This window comes from Hyphobacterium sp., assembly GCF_965229905.1.
Taxonomy (GTDB): Bacteria; Pseudomonadota; Alphaproteobacteria; order Caulobacterales; family Maricaulaceae; genus Hyphobacterium.
Genome location: NZ_OZ245930.1, coordinates 1,487,757 through 1,502,648, shown reverse-complemented (window position 1 = coordinate 1,502,648; position 14,892 = coordinate 1,487,757). Strand labels below are relative to the sequence as shown.

Below are 14,892 nucleotides of genomic sequence, written 5' to 3'. Positions count from 1 at the left end.
CTAAGTCCTGTCCTGATTTGAGCGTGCGCTCAATTCCGCGATCAGGGACTCCACAGCTTTCTGCGCGGCCTCCAAGCCCTCTGACGTATCGATCAGAAAATCGGCGCGCGCCCGCTTTTCGGCGTCCGGTGTCTGCCGCGCCAGTATTTTCGCGAATTTTTCTTCGGTCATGCCGGAACGTGAAAGAACGCGCTCGCGCTGCACGTCGGTCGGCGCCGTCACCACCAGAACGCCATCGACTAAGGCTTCACTGCCGGTCTCGAAAAGAAGTGGAATATCGAAGACAACCAGTTCATGGCGGCCGGCTTTCGCTTGGGCGAGAAAGCGCGCGCGTTCTTCAGCCACCAGCGGATGAACGATGCGGTTGAGACGATCGAATCCTGACGGATCGCGCGACAGCGCGGCCGACAGTTTCTGGCGCGATATCGCGCCCGCTTCTGTCACGCCCGGAAACGCCGCTTCGACAGGCGCGACAGCCGCCCCGCCTTGCGCATAGAGCCTGTGTACGACTGCATCGGAATCGAAGACCGGCACGCCGGCCCCGGCGAACATGCGGGCGGTGGTCGACTTGCCCATTCCGATCGATCCGGTCAGGCCGAGCTTATACATTTTTATCCGCCAACGCTTTTCTCAGGAGGGTTTCGGCGTCAACACGCTCTGGTACCTCGCAGTCAAAGAGCTGCCGGAAGGATGGCCGGGCTTGTCCGATCAGCATGGCGAGACCGTCAATACAGGTTAGGCCAGCCTTTCGCGCATCATCGAGGAACGGACGCGAAGCGGGCGAATACACCGTGTCGAAGGCGACCGTATCCGCTCGCGCGCCATCCCAGCTCTCAAGGGGACAGGACCGTCCATCCAGCCCCAATTGCGTCGCATTGACGACGATATCTGCGATCTCTAGCGCTTCCGAACGGCGATCCCACGCGATGAACTCGGCCCCCTCGTAACGGGCGGCCAGCTTCGTGGCCCGTTCAGGCGTCCGGTTGGCCAAAAGGATGCGCACCGCGCCATCGGCTTGCGCGGCCGCGCAGATCGCTTGAGCGGCACCTCCCGCGCCCAGGACTAGGACGGTCCGGCCTTCAAATCCGGAACCGGCCGCCGCCAGTGCGTCGCGAGCCCCGGCAACATCCGTGTTGTCGGCGATGATCGAGCCCTCGCGAAACAATAAGAGATTGGCTGCGCCCACCGAGCGCGCCACATTGGACGCGCTGTCGGCAGCCTTCAGGGCAAGCGGTTTGAACGGCAGGGTGACGTTGAGGCCCGCGAAACCGGTCTTCGCCAGGTCACGGATCGCGGCGGCATCGAGATCGGCCTGCGCGGGCAGGGCGATATAGGCTGCGTCGAGCCCGGTGGCTTCAATCCAGTGATTCATCAGGACCGGCGACAGCGAATGCCCGATCGGATGTCCGATCACGCCGGCAATCCGGGTTTGCGCACTGATCATAACGCGATCACGCCTTCGCGGCGCAGGAGATCCAGGACCGGCAGCAGCGGCAGGCCGAGAATGGCGTAATAATCGCCTTCCACCTGATCAAACAACTGCGCACCAAGACCTTCATAGGCGTAAGCTCCGACACTGGCGGTCAACACATCACCGGCCTTATCCAGATAGTCTGCAAGAAATGCGTCGGAGAAGGTCCGGACCGTGAGATGGCTTTCCGTGCGATATCGCCAGACGACGTCACCGCTCCTGACCGCCGCGAGACCGGAATGGAGTGTGTGCGTCTTGCCTCGAAGGTGTTGTAATCGCTGGCGCGCCTCTTCGACCGAGCGCGCCTTGTCGAACAGTTCGCCTTCGCAACTCAAAACCTGATCGGCACCCAGCACCAGCGCATCGGACGCAACCTGCGGCGCCCGCGCCTTGGCTTCCGCCAGCCGGACAGCGAGTTCTGAGGGATCGCCGCCTTGCCAGCCGGCCTTGATGAAGTCCTCGTCGACACCCGATGTCTGGACGGAGAACGGAATACCGGCGCTCTCGAGAATCTGCCGCCGGATGGCGCTCCCAGAGGCCAGTATGAGCGGTGTCACGTCGACTTGCCTTTTCTGTCATTGACCAGGTTGAGGATTTTCGCCGCGGTCTCCTCGACCGACCGCCGCGTCACGTCGATCGTCGGCCAGCCATGGCGCGCAAACATGCGTTTCGCCGCAATGATTTCGTCCTTCACCGACGCATCGTCGATATAATCCGTATCGCGCGCTTCGTTCAGCGACAAAAGGCGGTTCCGCCGGATCTGCACGATCCGCTCGGGCGACGCCGTCAAGCCGACAACCAGCGGGTTTTTCAGGGCCGTAACGGCCGGCGGTGTTTCGCCGCCGCGCACCAACGGAATGTTCGCGGCCTTGATTCCGCGATGCGCCAAGTAAATACAGGTCGGCGTTTTGGACGTCCGGCTGACGCCGAGAAGCACAACGTCGGCGCCCTCGAGATTACCGCCCTGCCCGTCATCATGCATGATGGCGTAATTGAGCGCCTCGATCCGCTGATAATATTGCGCATCGAGGTCATGCTGTGCGCCCGCGCGGCTCGACGGCGGCAACGCGAGGAAGCCAGATAGGGTCGCAATGATCGGATCCAGGATCGCGATCGCGGGCGTGCCGATTTTCTGGCAATGATCTTCCAGCCTCTGCCGCATGGCCGCCGACACGATCGTGTACATGACCACGCCGGGCGAACGCTCGATCTCGGCAAGCGCACGATCCATCTGCCGCGGCGATCGCACGAGGGCGTAGAGATGTTCAATCACTTCGACGCTTTCGAACTGCGCCACTGATGCGCGCATCACCTCGCCCAGTGTTTCACCGGTCGAATCCGAGACAAGATGGACATGGAACCGGCGCTGGCCAGATGCTTGGGAAGTCATAGTGATTGCACACCAGTTCGGGGTTAACAGACTGTTAACAAATTCGGGCCCCGTTAACACCTCGCCAGACCGGTCGAGGCCAAGCGTTAATCATCGGGGAAAGAGCCATAACTTGTCCAACGGCAATTCACATCCTGACACATTCGTGGACAAATCCGAGCGGATCGGCACCGGTTAACACATTACGTCACCTATCAACAGCTTATCCGGCGATAATTTCATACCAAAATATTGAAAGTTATACCGTATTTTGATTTATGCCGATTACAAACAGAATGATGTTCGAATTTTTACAAACAGGTTCGGAAAACGTGAATTCCGTGCAGAATGGCGTTCTCCCCGGATGCGAACACGCCAACGACTCCCCCAATATTTCTTAATTATAATAAGGGATCAGGAGGACATGTGGTTAATCTGGATTGCCTTCCGGGACCTTCGCCCCTAACCCTCCGGTCATGACCAAGATTATTCTCGACGTCCTGAACGGAGTCAGACCGAAACGTCCTCCGGTATGGCTAATGCGTCAGGCTGGGCGCTACCTGCCGGAATACCGCCAGGTCCGGGCGACCGCCAAGAACTTCATCGACTTCTGCCTGTCGCCGGAAAAAGCAGCAGCCGTCACCTTGCAGCCCATCGACCGGTTTGGCTTCGACGCTGCAATCCTGTTTGCAGATATTCTTCTCATCCCAATGACACTGGGCCGGAAAGTCTGGTTCGAGCCGGGCGAAGGACCAAGGCTGGATACGTTGACAGCAGATGACATCAGGACACTCGAGATCGGATCTGTTGAAGACATACTCGGACCGGTGGGCGAGACCGTCTCGATCGTCTCCGGCCGGCTGCCCGGTACGACCACGCTGATCGGCTTTGCCGGCTCACCCTGGACGGTCGCGACCTACATGATTGAGGGGGGTGGTTCGAAGGACCGCTGGAATGCCCGGCGGATGTACTGGCAGCATCCAGAAGCCATGGCCCGATTGCTCGATTTGATCGCCGATTCCACCGTGCGGTATCTCGTCATGCAGGCACGGGCGGGCGCCGAAGTCCTGAAACTGTTCGATAGCTGGGCAGAAGGCATGCCACCGCAAATGTTCAACGATGTCGTGATCCGGCCGACCAAGCGGATCATTGACGGCCTGCGCGCCGCCGGAATCGACCAGCCCGTTATCGGATTTCCGAAAGGCGCCGGTATCAGCTATCGCCGCTATGCCGAGCAGACCGGTGTAACGGCCTTAGCCCTCGATCATGGTCTCGACGCAGATTGGGCGGTAAACAATCTCCCGGAAGGAATGCCCCTGCAAGGCCAGCTCGATCCGGCAGTACTCGGCGCCGGAGGCCAGGCGCTTGACGCGGAAACAGACCGGATCATTTCCGCGTTCGAAAGCCGGCCACATATCTTCAATCTCGGTCACGGCATCACGCCGGACGTACCGATCGAACATGTGCAGCAGCTGGTGGAGCGGATACGAGGCTAAAGCCGATGGCGCAGAAAATCGCAGTGGTGCTGTTCAATCTGGGCGGACCGGATGGGCCCGATGACGTAAAACCCTTCCTGCGCAACCTTTTCAGGGATCCGGCGATCATTTCCGCGCCTGGACCGATCCGCGAATTCCTGGCCTGGTTGATCTCGACCACACGCACACCGGAAGCGCAGGCGAATTATGCCAAGATGGGCGGCGGGTCGCCGCTGCTCGCGGAAACCCGGAAACAGGCCCAGGCGTTACACGAGCGGCTTGCTGACCGATCGCCCGATCATGAGTTCCGCATCTTCACGGCGATGCGCTATTGGCACCCATTCCTCGAAGACACTGTCCGCGAAGTCGAAGCCTGGTCGCCGGACGAGATTGTGCTCTTGCCGCTCTATCCGCAATTCTCGACCTCAACCACAGGCTCGTCATTGACCGGCTGGATGAAGGCTGGGGGCGGCGAGGCGCGAACCATCTGCTGTTATCCGATGGCCGAAGGCTTTATTGCGGCACATGCAGATCTGCTGCGAAAGCGCTGGCAGGCCGCCGGAGCGCCGAAGGACATCCGCGTTCTGCTGTCCGCGCACGGATTGCCGGAGCGCACGGTGAAGAAGGGCGATCCCTATCAGTGGCAGATCGAGCAGACTTGTGCCGCGGTGATGAAACGCCTGCCCGAACTCCCGGACTGGCAGATCTGCTACCAGTCCCGCGTGGGGCCGCTGAAATGGATCGGGCCGTCAACCGAAGATGCCATCGACCGCGCCGCAGCGGGCGAAAAGGGCATTCTCCTGACGCCGATCGCATTCGTGTCGGAACACATCGAAACCCTTGTAGAGCTTGATGACGAATATGCCGAACTCGCCCATGAAAAGGGCATCGGGACCTATCTTCGGGTACCGGCGCTGGGGGTCGACACAGCCTTTATCGACAGCCTGGTCGCATTGACTTTGGACGCGCTGACAGGTCCTGTCGGCCTGAAACCGCCTTGCGGAAAACGTATCTGTCCGTCAGGCTTTTCCCAATGTCCCAACCCGGCAAATAAGGCCCATGGCTGATTTCATTCTTGGTGCTTACGATTGGCTGCGGGGTCTGCACATCCTTGCGGTGATCGCGTGGATGGCGGGTTTGCTCTATCTGCCCCGGCTGTTCGTCTATCATTGTGAGGCGGAGCCGGGCGGCGAACTCGATACCGTATTGAAACTGCAGGAACATCGCCTTCTGAAATTCATCATGAACCCTGCCATGATCGCGGCCTGGATTTTCGGCATTTTGCTCGTCTGGTCGAATACCGAGCGCGCTGGAGGATGGGCGATTTTCCATCAATGGGATTGGCTGGTGAAATTCGCCGGTATTGCGGTCATGACCGGTCTTCACCATATCTTCGCCGTCAGGAAAAAGGCGTTCGAGGCCGGCAACAATACATGGTCTCAGCGCAAATACCGGATTTACAATGAAATTCCGGCTCTTGTAGCAATCATCATTGTGCTTGTTGCGACTGTCGCCTTGACCTGAATGTGCCTTGACGCGCCGCAAGGCGTGTGTCACTCGTCAACCAAGTTCCGCTTCCGCGGAATGCCTATCCTGCGGTGTGCGCCAGATTGGCGAACCCGACGACCCTGACAAACCCGTTTTGTTCTGCCCGCTGACGGGCGGAGTCCGTCAGACCGGCGCGCCCGGCTTCCGCTTCAAGTCCAGCCCTTTAGAGAATTCCATGTCCGACAATGAAAACGAGATCGATAACGACGACGACGATCTTGACTCCGAAAACGAGAACAATGGCGATGTCGACGCCGATGATGAACCCAAAACCCTTCCGCCTGAGCTGGCAGGCATTGCCCGCATGTCGCTCCAGGAGCTGAAGGAGAAAAAGCCGACGGAATTGCTGCAGGTCGCTGAGGCGCTCGACATCGAGAACGCCGCGACCATGCGCAAACAAGGCATGATGTTCGCCATTCTCAAGGAAGTCGCCCAGCGCGGCGTCGAGATCTATGGCGGCGGCACGCTGGAGATCCTGCAGGACGGGTTCGGTTTCCTGCGTTCTCCGGAAGCGAATTACCTGGCCGGGCCGGACGACATCTATGTCTCGCCCAACCAGATCAAGAAATTCGGCCTGCGCACCGGCGATACAGTGGAAGGCGAGATCCGATCCCCGCGCAATGGCGAGCGCTATTTTGCTCTGCTCAAGATTTCCGCGATCAATTTCACCGATCCGGAATCGGCGCGCCACAAGGTGCATTTCGACAATCTGACGCCGCTCTATCCTGATGAGCGCTTCAATCTCGAACTGCCGGATCCGACCAAGAAGGACAAGACCGGCCGCGTCATCGACATCGTTTCACCGATTGGCAAGGGTCAGCGGGCGCTGATCGTCGCCCCGCCGCGTACCGGTAAGACGATGATTTTGCAAAATATTGCTCACGCGATCGAGACCAATCACCCGAATTGCTACCTCATCGTCCTGCTGATCGACGAACGCCCGGAAGAAGTGACCGACATGCAGCGCACGGTGAAGGGCGAGGTCATCTCCTCGACTTTCGACGAGCCCGCCACGCGCCACGTCCAGGTCGCCGACATGGTGATCGAAAAAGCCAAGCGCCTTGTCGAACATGGCCGCGACGTGGTCATTCTTCTGGACTCGATTACCCGTCTCGGCCGCGCCTACAACACCGTGGTTCCGTCCTCGGGCAAGGTGCTGACCGGCGGTGTCGATGCCAATGCGCTTCAGCGGCCCAAGCGTTTCTTCGGCGCCGCGCGGAATATCGAGAATGGCGGATCGCTGTCCATTATCGCGACGGCCCTGATCGATACCGGTTCGCGTATGGACGAGGTGATCTTCGAGGAGTTCAAGGGCACCGGTAACTCGGAAATCGTGCTCGACCGGAAAGTCGCCGACAAGCGCGTCTTCCCGGCGATCGACATTCTCAAATCAGGTACCCGCAAGGAAGAGCTGCTGGTCGACAAGGTCGATCTCCAGAAAACCTATGTCTTGCGCCGAATCCTCAACCCGATGGGCGCCCAGGATGCGATCGACTTCCTTCTGTCCAAGCTCAAGGAAACGAAGACGAATTCCGATTTCTTCGACTCCATGAACACCTGATTTTGCAATGGAGGGCGCTCACCGCGCCCTCTTTTGTGGACTTAATACTTGCATAGCAAGGTTACTTGCATTACATGTATACGTGTTATGCAAGACAAAGACCTGCTCACCGCCTGGAAATCCCAGCTCCGCAAGGGCGCGGCCGAACTGGCCGTACTGGCCTATCTTGGCCGCCGCGAAGCCTACGGGCTTGAAATCCTCAACGCCCTGTCGCGCGGCTCGAGTTTCGAGGTCAGCGAAGGCAGCATTTATCCCCTGCTCAAACGTCTCGAAAAAGCCGGCAAGATCGAAAGCCGCTGGGTCGAGGCCGAAGACGGCGGATCGCGCCGCAAATATTACAAACTGTCCGCTGACGGTGAACGGCTGCTCGGATTGATGACGTCCGAATGGCACGGCTTTCAGCGGGATCTCTCCAACATGGTCGATGGAGGACAATAATGGCCCATCCCACGACATCCGGATTCCTGAAGCGTTTGGAAGCCTGTCTGGCGTCACTGAGTGCCGAGGAGCGGCGGGAAATCATGGATGAGACGCGGTCCCATCTCGAGGATTGCGAACGCGAGGGCAGTGACAGCCTGTCAGAGGCACTGGCCGGTTTCGGATCGCCCGAACGGTATGCGAGAGGGTTTCTCGAAGATGCGCAATTGCGGCGGGCCCTGCTCAGCGGAATGCCCGGCGGATTGCTGATCGGTCTGCTGGCGCGGGCGGGACGCAGCTTGGTCGCCTTCGCGGGCTTCATCATTGTGTCCATTGGCTATCTTTTCGCGGCTACTTTCTTCCTGCTGGTCGTCGTTGAACTCATCCTCCCGGCCCAGACCGGGCTCTGGATCGGACCGGACGTAAGGCCGTTTGCCCTTGGGGTGATGGCAGGCGATGGTCCACCGCCCGGAACCAGTGAATATCTTGGCGTTCTCATGGCACCCGCAATGGCGCTCGCCGGCGGGATCACGACCGTTCTCACCCTTTTGTTTTCCCGCCTCGTCGTGTCGGGATTGTTGAAGCGCCGGTAGACCCGGCCTGGATTAAAAAAGGAAAGTAAAATGAACATGTTAATAGCCGCGCTTGGCGCGGCAGCGCTATCGGCTGGCCTAAATTCAGCCTTCGCCGAGGCCCAGTCCCGCGAGACCTTCGAGATCCTCGCTCCGGACGGCCACACCATCGCGGCCGATCTGGCTCTGCCGGACGGGGTGAGTGCAGCGGTCCCGGTCGTGCTGCTGATTTCGGGCTCTGGCGCGCAGGATCGCGAAGCCTCGCTGTTCGATGGCCGGTATGCGGCCCACCCTGCGTGGCGCGATGCCTTTATCGATTCTGGAGTAGCGGTGCTGACCTTTGACGAAGCCGGCCAAGGTGAATCCGGCGGCAATTGGAGTGATATGGGGATCCACGACATGGTGGAGATCGGCCGGCGCCTGATCGTACGGGCGCGCAACCATGCCGCCATTGATCCTCATAGCGTCTTTGTGCTGGGCCATAGCGAGGGCGGCATGATCGCGTCGCTGATCTCTGCGCAGGACGAAGATCTGGCGGGACTTGTGCTGGTGGCTTCGCCCGGCCGGTCTCTGCCGGACGTCCTGGACTACCAGTTGCGGCTGAACGCTGCTGAACAAACAGAGGATCCGGCCGAGCGCGAAATCGTATTCGAAAACCTGCGGGCCCAATGGATGGGTATGATCGAGCAGAATGCGACGCTGCTGGAAGCCTTCCACATGGATCCTTTGGCCCTTGCGGCCGGTATTCAATCGCCGGTGATCATTTTGCAGGGGTGGTCGGACTGGCAGATCGAACCGGAGCAGGCCTGGTCCCTGGCACAGGCGATCCGCGAAACCGGCGGCTCTGTGGACCTTCACATGTTTGCTGACGTAAACCACCTACTGATTCGCGATCCGGCTGGCGAAACCGAATACCAGAACCTGACGGATTTCACGCTGGATGCGGAATTACTGTCCACGGGTGTGGATTGGGTACTGAAGGCCACGCAATAGGCGGTTGATCCTTTGGCGGTTTCCGGTGAGGTAGGCGGACCGACCTCACCGGAAACGGAGCCCGCCATGCCTACACCCGATATCACCCTGTATTACGCGCCAATGACGCGCGCCATTCGTCCGCGCTGGGTGATGGAGGAGATGGGCATTCCCTACACGCTCGAGCGGCCGGAATTCGTGCACGGCCGGGTCGGCGGAGAGGCCTACAAGGCGGTCAATCCGTTGCAGAAGATCCCGGCCATGCGCGATGGCGACACGCTGATGCTCGAATCGCTTGCCATGATGCAGTATCTGACCGGCCGCTACGGGCCGACAGATTTGGTCGTAACCCCGGACGAACCGGATTATGCGCGTTATCTGGAATGGCTTCATTTTGGCGAGGCCAGCATGGTCATGGCCAACAGCCTGATGCTCGCGCACACCATGTTGCTACCCGAGGACAAGCGTAATCCGGCGCTCGCCCGCTGGGCCAAAGCGGAATTCGACAAGCAGGCCAAACTCATTGCCGAGCGCGGTCTGGACGGACGTGAATGGCTAGCCGGCGACCGCCTGACTCTTGCTGACATGTCAGTGGTCTACATGCTGCTTCTGGTAAAATTGGCAAAGCAATTCAACGATGTGCCTGACGGGCTGAAAGCCTATTTCAAGCGGGTGACGGCGCTCGACAGCTGGAAGCGTGCGAGCGCCGACTAGGCCCTGAAGGTTATTCAGCGTCGTCCGGAGCGGCCATCAGATCGGGCGCATCGGCACGCGGAATGTATATGAGATTCCAGGGAATCTGGGTCTCTGAATACTCGCTTTCGCCGGCCTGACGGATCTGCACCTCGCCCCAGGAATGAATGCGGCCGTCATCCAGCGGATCCCAATACCACACCTGGCGGAAGGACCGCCCGTCCGGCACTTCGCGATCGTCGGTTGCGATGACCATGGTGCCGTCCTCATCGAGGCCGCCGCGCAGTGTCACGGCGCCGCCGCCACCCTGATTGACCCAGACCTGCTGCCAGCCGCCATCGGGCGGATTGATCGGTGCGGTAATCGACTCGCCGAAATAGCGGACCGGCGCTCCGGGCGTGCGATAGCGGTCCGTCAGCTGCGTCCAGTCTTGATGAATGGCGCAGCCATCGGCGATTTTCTCGACCCGATCGATGCCCTGGACGATGCCGGTGTCGTAATCGAGCGCGACCCAGTCGCCGACCCAGAAATCGAATTCGGTATAGGGCGTACTGTCGCAGATATTGACGTATTCGTCGGGCGCCGCCGCTGGGATTTGCGCCTGCACAGGCGCAGCCAGGACGAGCGCGGAGCACGCGAGGAGGATGGCTTTCACGGTTTTCTCCCTGATAAGGTTTGGAGAATTCGCGTTAGCGCTTGGACGTCGCAGCCGCCAGTGGGCTGCCATGAGGAAGGGATGGAACGCGCCCGCCAAGGGACGAAATCGCGCTCTGGAAGGACAAAAACATTCAGTCGATAAGCGTGGTGACCGGATCGGAGAGATGCGCCGACAGATGTCCGGCATGCGACTCGCTCACCGGTAATCGATGCCCGCCCGGCAGGGTCACCTCGCGGACGCGCCCGGCCTTGAGACGCACCGAAACGATTTCCGAGGGCCGCACGAGATGCGACCGGTGGATACGGCAGAAACCGTGCGGCGACAGCTTTTTCTCCATCTCGGCCAGCGTCGCCCGGTGCAGCACTTCGCGGGTTTCGCTGATCAGCGCGGCATAATTGCCCTGACCGGTGACCGCCAGAAGGCTCGAAATGGGCACGAAATCAACGCGGTCGGGCGATTTCACCGCGATGCGCCCGGCCGGAGGATTGTGCCGTTGCCGCAGCCCGTACAGCCGGCCGGCCAGATAGCTGATCACAAAGAAGGATCCGTCCCAAAGCCATTGCGTGATTTGTTGCGAGGCCAGCGCCTGCGTCGCCGATTGTCCGGTCAGCGGCGCATAGACGAAGAACAAATAGGCGATGATGAAGCCGAACACCGACAGCGCCAGCCAGGCGGTGCGCAACACCGTGGCCGGCCATCGCACGCGATTCAGGGATTCGCGCTCACCGAAAGCGAAAACTGCCGGAAACAGGACCAGCCAGGGCGCAAATCCAATCGCATAGCCAAGCGCGAGATAGGCAGGGTCAACGGGCAGGTCCAGCCGCACCCGATCGATCCAGACCGGAACGACTGACACCACCATCATGGCCAGCCAGGCAATCAGGCCGAGCGCGGCATAGCCGAGAACCCGCCGGTATCGGCTCATCGCGGGCAGACCCCTCTCCACGATCCCAGCACCTCGACGGCCGCGGCCGGATCGTCGGACGCCAGCAATTCGATGTGCATGGCGTCGATAAACGCATAGTCGATCGTGCCGTCGCGCTCTCCGGGAAAGTCATGCATTGCCGTCTCGATCCCCTGCCCGGTAAGAAAGGCTTCGGTCCGCGCATCGGGAATGCCGCGGCCCATCCAGCTCACCAGCGGAGAAAATCCAGCTCGCTGTTGAGCACTCGCTCGCGATCCGCGAAAGGCAAGGAAATGCCGATCTCGCGCGAGACCGCCTGGATCGGGGCGGCATCATCGGCGTCGTACACAATGATGATCGAATGGGCGGACATGTTGGCGTCGCGCACGATCTGCGCTGCGCGTTCCGGGGAAATCCCTTTCAGGTCAAGTTCGAGATAAATGCCTGCCTCGCGCGCCGTTGCAAAGGCATCCTCCAGTGTCGGGATAGGCTCGCCTGTTTCAGTACCGTTGAGATCAACCACGAAGAACTGCCGGAGCTGGTCCAGCGTGTAATCGCTGACCGCACCCGTGCCGGTGGTTGTCCGATCCAGCGTGACGTCATGCATCAGCACGATCTCGCCATCGGCAGTTTCGCGCAGATCGACTTCGGCAAAGGCGGCACCAAGCTCGGCGGCAGCGCGTATCCCGGCCAGGGAATTTTCCGGCACACCCGAAGCAAACCCGCCGGCGCGATGGGCGGCGACCAACGTGATATCGGTCTCACGCGCACAATCCAGCAAGGCGCTGACCGGCGGCAGGTCCGGACCGGCGCCGAGGCCGGCGAGAAAGACGAGCCAGGGCGTCATCTAGCGCAGGTGTTTCTGAAGAAAGGCGCGGGTGCGCGTATTGGCGAGATCGGCGGCATCGGCGTCGAAATGGTCTCCGCCGCGACGCGCGAATGCGTGATCCTGTTCGGGATAATCGTGCAATGTCACGTGCGGATTGTCATCGAGGCCGCGATGCATGGCGGCTTGTGCATCCGCATCGACGAACTGGTCCTGGCCGGCAATATGCAGCATGAGATGCCCGGTTATTTTCTCCGATTCTTCAAGGAATTTCGGTATGTTGACGCCATAATATCCGACCGACGCTTCGACATCGGTGCGGCACGCGGTCAGATAGGCCAGCAAGCCGCCCAGGCAGTAGCCGATCGCGCCGACTTTACCATTGCCTGACGCGTCGCGGCGGGCCAGATCGACAGTCTGCGCGATGTCCTTCAGCCCCGATTCAATGTCGAATTTCCCGAATAAATCAAAGGCTTTGTTCCATTCGGCCTGGCTCCGGTCGGTGATGTCGATATTGGGTTCGATACGCCAGAATAGGTCGGGACAGATCGCGACATAGCCCTGCCCGGCAAGATCATCGCAAATGTCCCGCATGACCTGGTTCACGCCGAAGATTTCTTGCAGAACGACAATCGCCGGACCTTTTCCTCCGGCCGGCTTGGCGCGGTAGGCCGAGAAGTCGCCGTCAGGTGAGTGGATCGTGATCCTTTCGGAGGCCATGGAGATCTCCCAATCATTGATTTTTGAACGAAACGCTGGGCAGGATATAACGCTGAACCGTGACAACAAGTGGGGCTGCGATGAAGGTCAAGATCGATATCGACTGCACGCCGCAAGAAGCGCGCGCCTTTCTCGGCCTGCCCGATGTGGCGCCGGTCAACGAGCTGATGGTCAAGGAAATGACCAAGCGGATGCAGGAGAACATGGCGTCGTTGGAGCCCGACGTGCTGATGCGCAACTGGATGAGCTTCGGCGGCCAGATGCAGGACCAGTTCCTGTCGCTGATGCGCCAGGCGGGGCAGACCGGCAAGGACTGACCGCTATGGCTGCGGACACCATTTTTGCCCTGGCGACGCCGCCGGGCCGGTCTGGCGTGGCCGTGATGCGCCTGTCGGGAACGCAGGCCGGTGCGATTGTTGACGCGACGATTACAGGCAGGCGACCGCCCCCCCGATATGCCGCCCTGCGACAGATTCAGAACGGAGACGGCACGCTGATCGATGAGGGCCTCGTCTTGTGGTTTGCCGGCCCGCACAGCTTTACCGGCGAAGACAGTGCCGAGTTCCAGATCCATGGCGGCCCCGCCGTCATCGAGGCCCTGGCGGCCCGGTTGTCGGAGCTCGGTGCGCGCTTGGCGGAACCGGGCGAGTTCACGCGGCGAGCTTTCGAACACGGCAAGCTCGACCTCACCGAGGCGGAAGGACTCGCCGACCTGATCGATGCCGAGACCTCGGCGCAACGCGAGCAGGCGCTGGCGCAGATGTCAGGCTCGCTGCGGGCGTTATACGAAGACTGGCGACAGCGTCTGATTGACGTTCTGGCCGCCATTGAAGGTGAGATCGACTTTCCCGATGAAGAGGGCGTACCCGAACAGCTGGCCCGGACAGCCGGGCCCATTCTCGCGGCGCTTGCTGACGACCTGGCCGGGCATCTCGACGATGACCGCCGTGGCGAACGGATTCGCGACGGTTTTTCCATCGCCATTATCGGCCCGCCGAATGCCGGCAAGTCGAGCCTCCTGAATGCGCTCGCACGGCGCGACGCCGCCATCGTCACCGAGATTCCCGGTACGACGCGCGACATCGTTGAAGTCCGCATGGATCTGGGTGGCTTTGCGGTGACTCTAGCTGACACGGCGGGATTGCGCGAGACCGAGGACGTGGTCGAACGCGAAGGCGTGAAGCGCGCCCTGACTCGTGCTGACTCGGCGGATTTCGTGATCGGTTTGCTGGATGGTGGTGCCCGCTGGAATCAGGAGATGACTCCAGTCTTGGAGAAATCGGATATCATCGTATTCGGGAAGGCGGACTTGCCGGCGGCTCTGACTCTTCCTGACTCTCGTGCGCCCGATCTCTCGGTTTCCGCCCGCACCGGTGAGGGCATGGGTGGGCTGGAGCGCCGGCTTTCCGCAATCGTCGCGGAACGGCTGTCAAAGCGTGAGCTTCCAGCCCTCTCCCGTATCCGCCACCGGCGCAGTGTGGAGGCAGCGCGCGACGCATTGGTGCGGGCCCAACAACAACTCTTCGACCCCGAATTGGCGGGTGAGGATGTGCGGCTGGCGGTGCGCGCGCTGGAGCAATTGACAGGGCGTATCGATGTCGAGCACGTCCTCGATGCGATCTTTTCGCGCTTCTGTATCGGGAAATAGCCGGACTGTTTCACGTGAAACAATCGGGCGCCCCCTCGACTCGGACGCGCGGAACGCA

General features: G+C 60.5%; 19 protein-coding genes. 10 read left to right on the top strand and 9 right to left on the bottom strand.

The window, feature by feature from the left end; translation table 11 throughout:
- From coaE to ACO08C_RS07580, 4 genes are read right to left on the bottom strand one after another with little or no spacing between them, the layout of a single operon-like run.
- Positions 1-609, bottom strand: a complete 609-nt coding sequence (coaE, locus tag ACO08C_RS07595) for a dephospho-CoA kinase (protein ID WP_421784561.1) — start codon at positions 607-609, stop codon at positions 1-3.
- Positions 602-1,444, bottom strand: a complete 843-nt coding sequence (locus tag ACO08C_RS07590) for a shikimate dehydrogenase family protein (RefSeq protein WP_421784559.1) — start codon at positions 1,442-1,444, stop codon at positions 602-604. The genes coaE and ACO08C_RS07590 overlap by 8 nt, the downstream gene beginning before the upstream one ends.
- On the bottom strand, positions 1,441-2,028 hold the full coding sequence (locus tag ACO08C_RS07585; RefSeq protein ID WP_421784557.1) for a Maf family protein: 588 nt from the start codon (positions 2,026-2,028) through the stop codon (positions 1,441-1,443). Before ACO08C_RS07585 ends, ACO08C_RS07590 begins: the two co-directional genes overlap by 4 nt.
- Entirely contained in the window at positions 2,025-2,861 is an 837-nt protein-coding gene (locus ACO08C_RS07580; protein WP_421784555.1) for a pyruvate, water dikinase regulatory protein, read from the bottom strand. Before ACO08C_RS07580 ends, ACO08C_RS07585 begins: the two co-directional genes overlap by 4 nt.
- Before the next feature lie 455 nt (positions 2,862-3,316).
- On the opposite strand from ACO08C_RS07580, the gene hemE reads away from it, so the two are divergent.
- The 8 genes from hemE to ACO08C_RS07540 all read left to right on the top strand — a co-directional run bounded on the left by hemE (position 3,317) and on the right by ACO08C_RS07540 (position 10,099).
- Entirely contained in the window at positions 3,317-4,336 is a 1,020-nt protein-coding gene (gene hemE, locus ACO08C_RS07575) for a uroporphyrinogen decarboxylase (RefSeq protein ID WP_421784553.1), read from the top strand.
- A gap of 5 nt (positions 4,337-4,341) precedes the next feature.
- Positions 4,342-5,382: a ferrochelatase gene (gene hemH, locus ACO08C_RS07570; protein ID WP_421784551.1), complete on the top strand. Its 1,041-nt coding sequence runs from the start codon at positions 4,342-4,344 to the stop codon at positions 5,380-5,382.
- Complete coding sequence (locus tag ACO08C_RS07565; RefSeq protein ID WP_421784550.1) at positions 5,375-5,839, top strand: CopD family protein; 465 nt, start codon at positions 5,375-5,377, stop codon at positions 5,837-5,839. Before hemH ends, ACO08C_RS07565 begins: the two co-directional genes overlap by 8 nt.
- A 328-nt stretch (positions 5,840-6,167) precedes the next feature.
- Positions 6,168-7,424 carry a transcription termination factor Rho gene (gene rho / locus ACO08C_RS07560; protein WP_421788667.1) on the top strand — a complete coding sequence of 419 codons (1,257 nt, stop codon included), beginning with the start codon at positions 6,168-6,170 and terminating at the stop codon, positions 7,422-7,424.
- A gap of 87 nt (positions 7,425-7,511) precedes the next feature.
- Positions 7,512-7,862: a PadR family transcriptional regulator gene (locus ACO08C_RS07555; protein ID WP_421784548.1), complete on the top strand. Its 351-nt coding sequence runs from the start codon at positions 7,512-7,514 to the stop codon at positions 7,860-7,862.
- On the top strand, positions 7,862-8,434 hold the full coding sequence (locus ACO08C_RS07550) for a DUF1700 domain-containing protein (protein WP_421784546.1): 573 nt from the start codon (positions 7,862-7,864) through the stop codon (positions 8,432-8,434). The genes ACO08C_RS07555 and ACO08C_RS07550 overlap by 1 nt, the downstream gene beginning before the upstream one ends.
- 30 nt (positions 8,435-8,464) lie before the next feature.
- Complete coding sequence (locus ACO08C_RS07545; RefSeq protein WP_421784544.1) at positions 8,465-9,406, top strand: alpha/beta hydrolase family protein; 942 nt, start codon at positions 8,465-8,467, stop codon at positions 9,404-9,406.
- Positions 9,407-9,472: 66 nt separating this feature from the next.
- Positions 9,473-10,099: a glutathione S-transferase family protein gene (locus ACO08C_RS07540; protein WP_421784542.1), complete on the top strand. Its 627-nt coding sequence runs from the start codon at positions 9,473-9,475 to the stop codon at positions 10,097-10,099.
- 10 nt (positions 10,100-10,109) lie between these two features.
- Here the strand turns inward: ACO08C_RS07540 and ACO08C_RS07535 are convergent, their stop codons facing one another.
- The 5 genes from ACO08C_RS07535 to ACO08C_RS07515 all read right to left on the bottom strand — a co-directional run bounded on the left by ACO08C_RS07535 (position 10,110) and on the right by ACO08C_RS07515 (position 13,186).
- Complete coding sequence (locus ACO08C_RS07535) at positions 10,110-10,733, bottom strand: hypothetical protein (RefSeq protein ID WP_421784540.1); 624 nt, start codon at positions 10,731-10,733, stop codon at positions 10,110-10,112.
- Positions 10,734-10,866: 133 nt separating this feature from the next.
- Entirely contained in the window at positions 10,867-11,661 is a 795-nt protein-coding gene (locus ACO08C_RS07530) for a LytR/AlgR family response regulator transcription factor (RefSeq protein ID WP_421784538.1), read from the bottom strand.
- A complete protein-coding gene (locus tag ACO08C_RS07525) occupies positions 11,658-11,873 on the bottom strand; it encodes a hypothetical protein (RefSeq protein WP_421784537.1) in 216 nt (71 codons plus the stop codon). Before ACO08C_RS07525 ends, ACO08C_RS07530 begins: the two co-directional genes overlap by 4 nt.
- A complete protein-coding gene (locus tag ACO08C_RS07520; RefSeq protein WP_421784535.1) occupies positions 11,870-12,487 on the bottom strand; it encodes a glycerophosphodiester phosphodiesterase family protein in 618 nt (205 codons plus the stop codon). Before ACO08C_RS07520 ends, ACO08C_RS07525 begins: the two co-directional genes overlap by 4 nt.
- Positions 12,488-13,186 carry a dienelactone hydrolase family protein gene (locus ACO08C_RS07515; RefSeq protein WP_421784533.1) on the bottom strand — a complete coding sequence of 233 codons (699 nt, stop codon included), beginning with the start codon at positions 13,184-13,186 and terminating at the stop codon, positions 12,488-12,490.
- An 80-nt stretch (positions 13,187-13,266) separates the two neighbouring features.
- Here ACO08C_RS07515 and ACO08C_RS07510 point away from each other — a divergent pair, with 80 nt between their 5' ends.
- Positions 13,267-13,503 (top strand): DUF6489 family protein, encoded by a 237-nt coding sequence (locus tag ACO08C_RS07510; RefSeq protein ID WP_421784531.1) that lies wholly within the window; start codon positions 13,267-13,269, stop codon positions 13,501-13,503.
- A gap of 5 nt (positions 13,504-13,508) precedes the next feature.
- Positions 13,509-14,834 carry a tRNA uridine-5-carboxymethylaminomethyl(34) synthesis GTPase MnmE gene (gene mnmE, locus ACO08C_RS07505; RefSeq protein WP_421784529.1) on the top strand — a complete coding sequence of 442 codons (1,326 nt, stop codon included), beginning with the start codon at positions 13,509-13,511 and terminating at the stop codon, positions 14,832-14,834.
- The last annotated feature ends 58 nt before the right edge of the window (positions 14,835-14,892 follow it).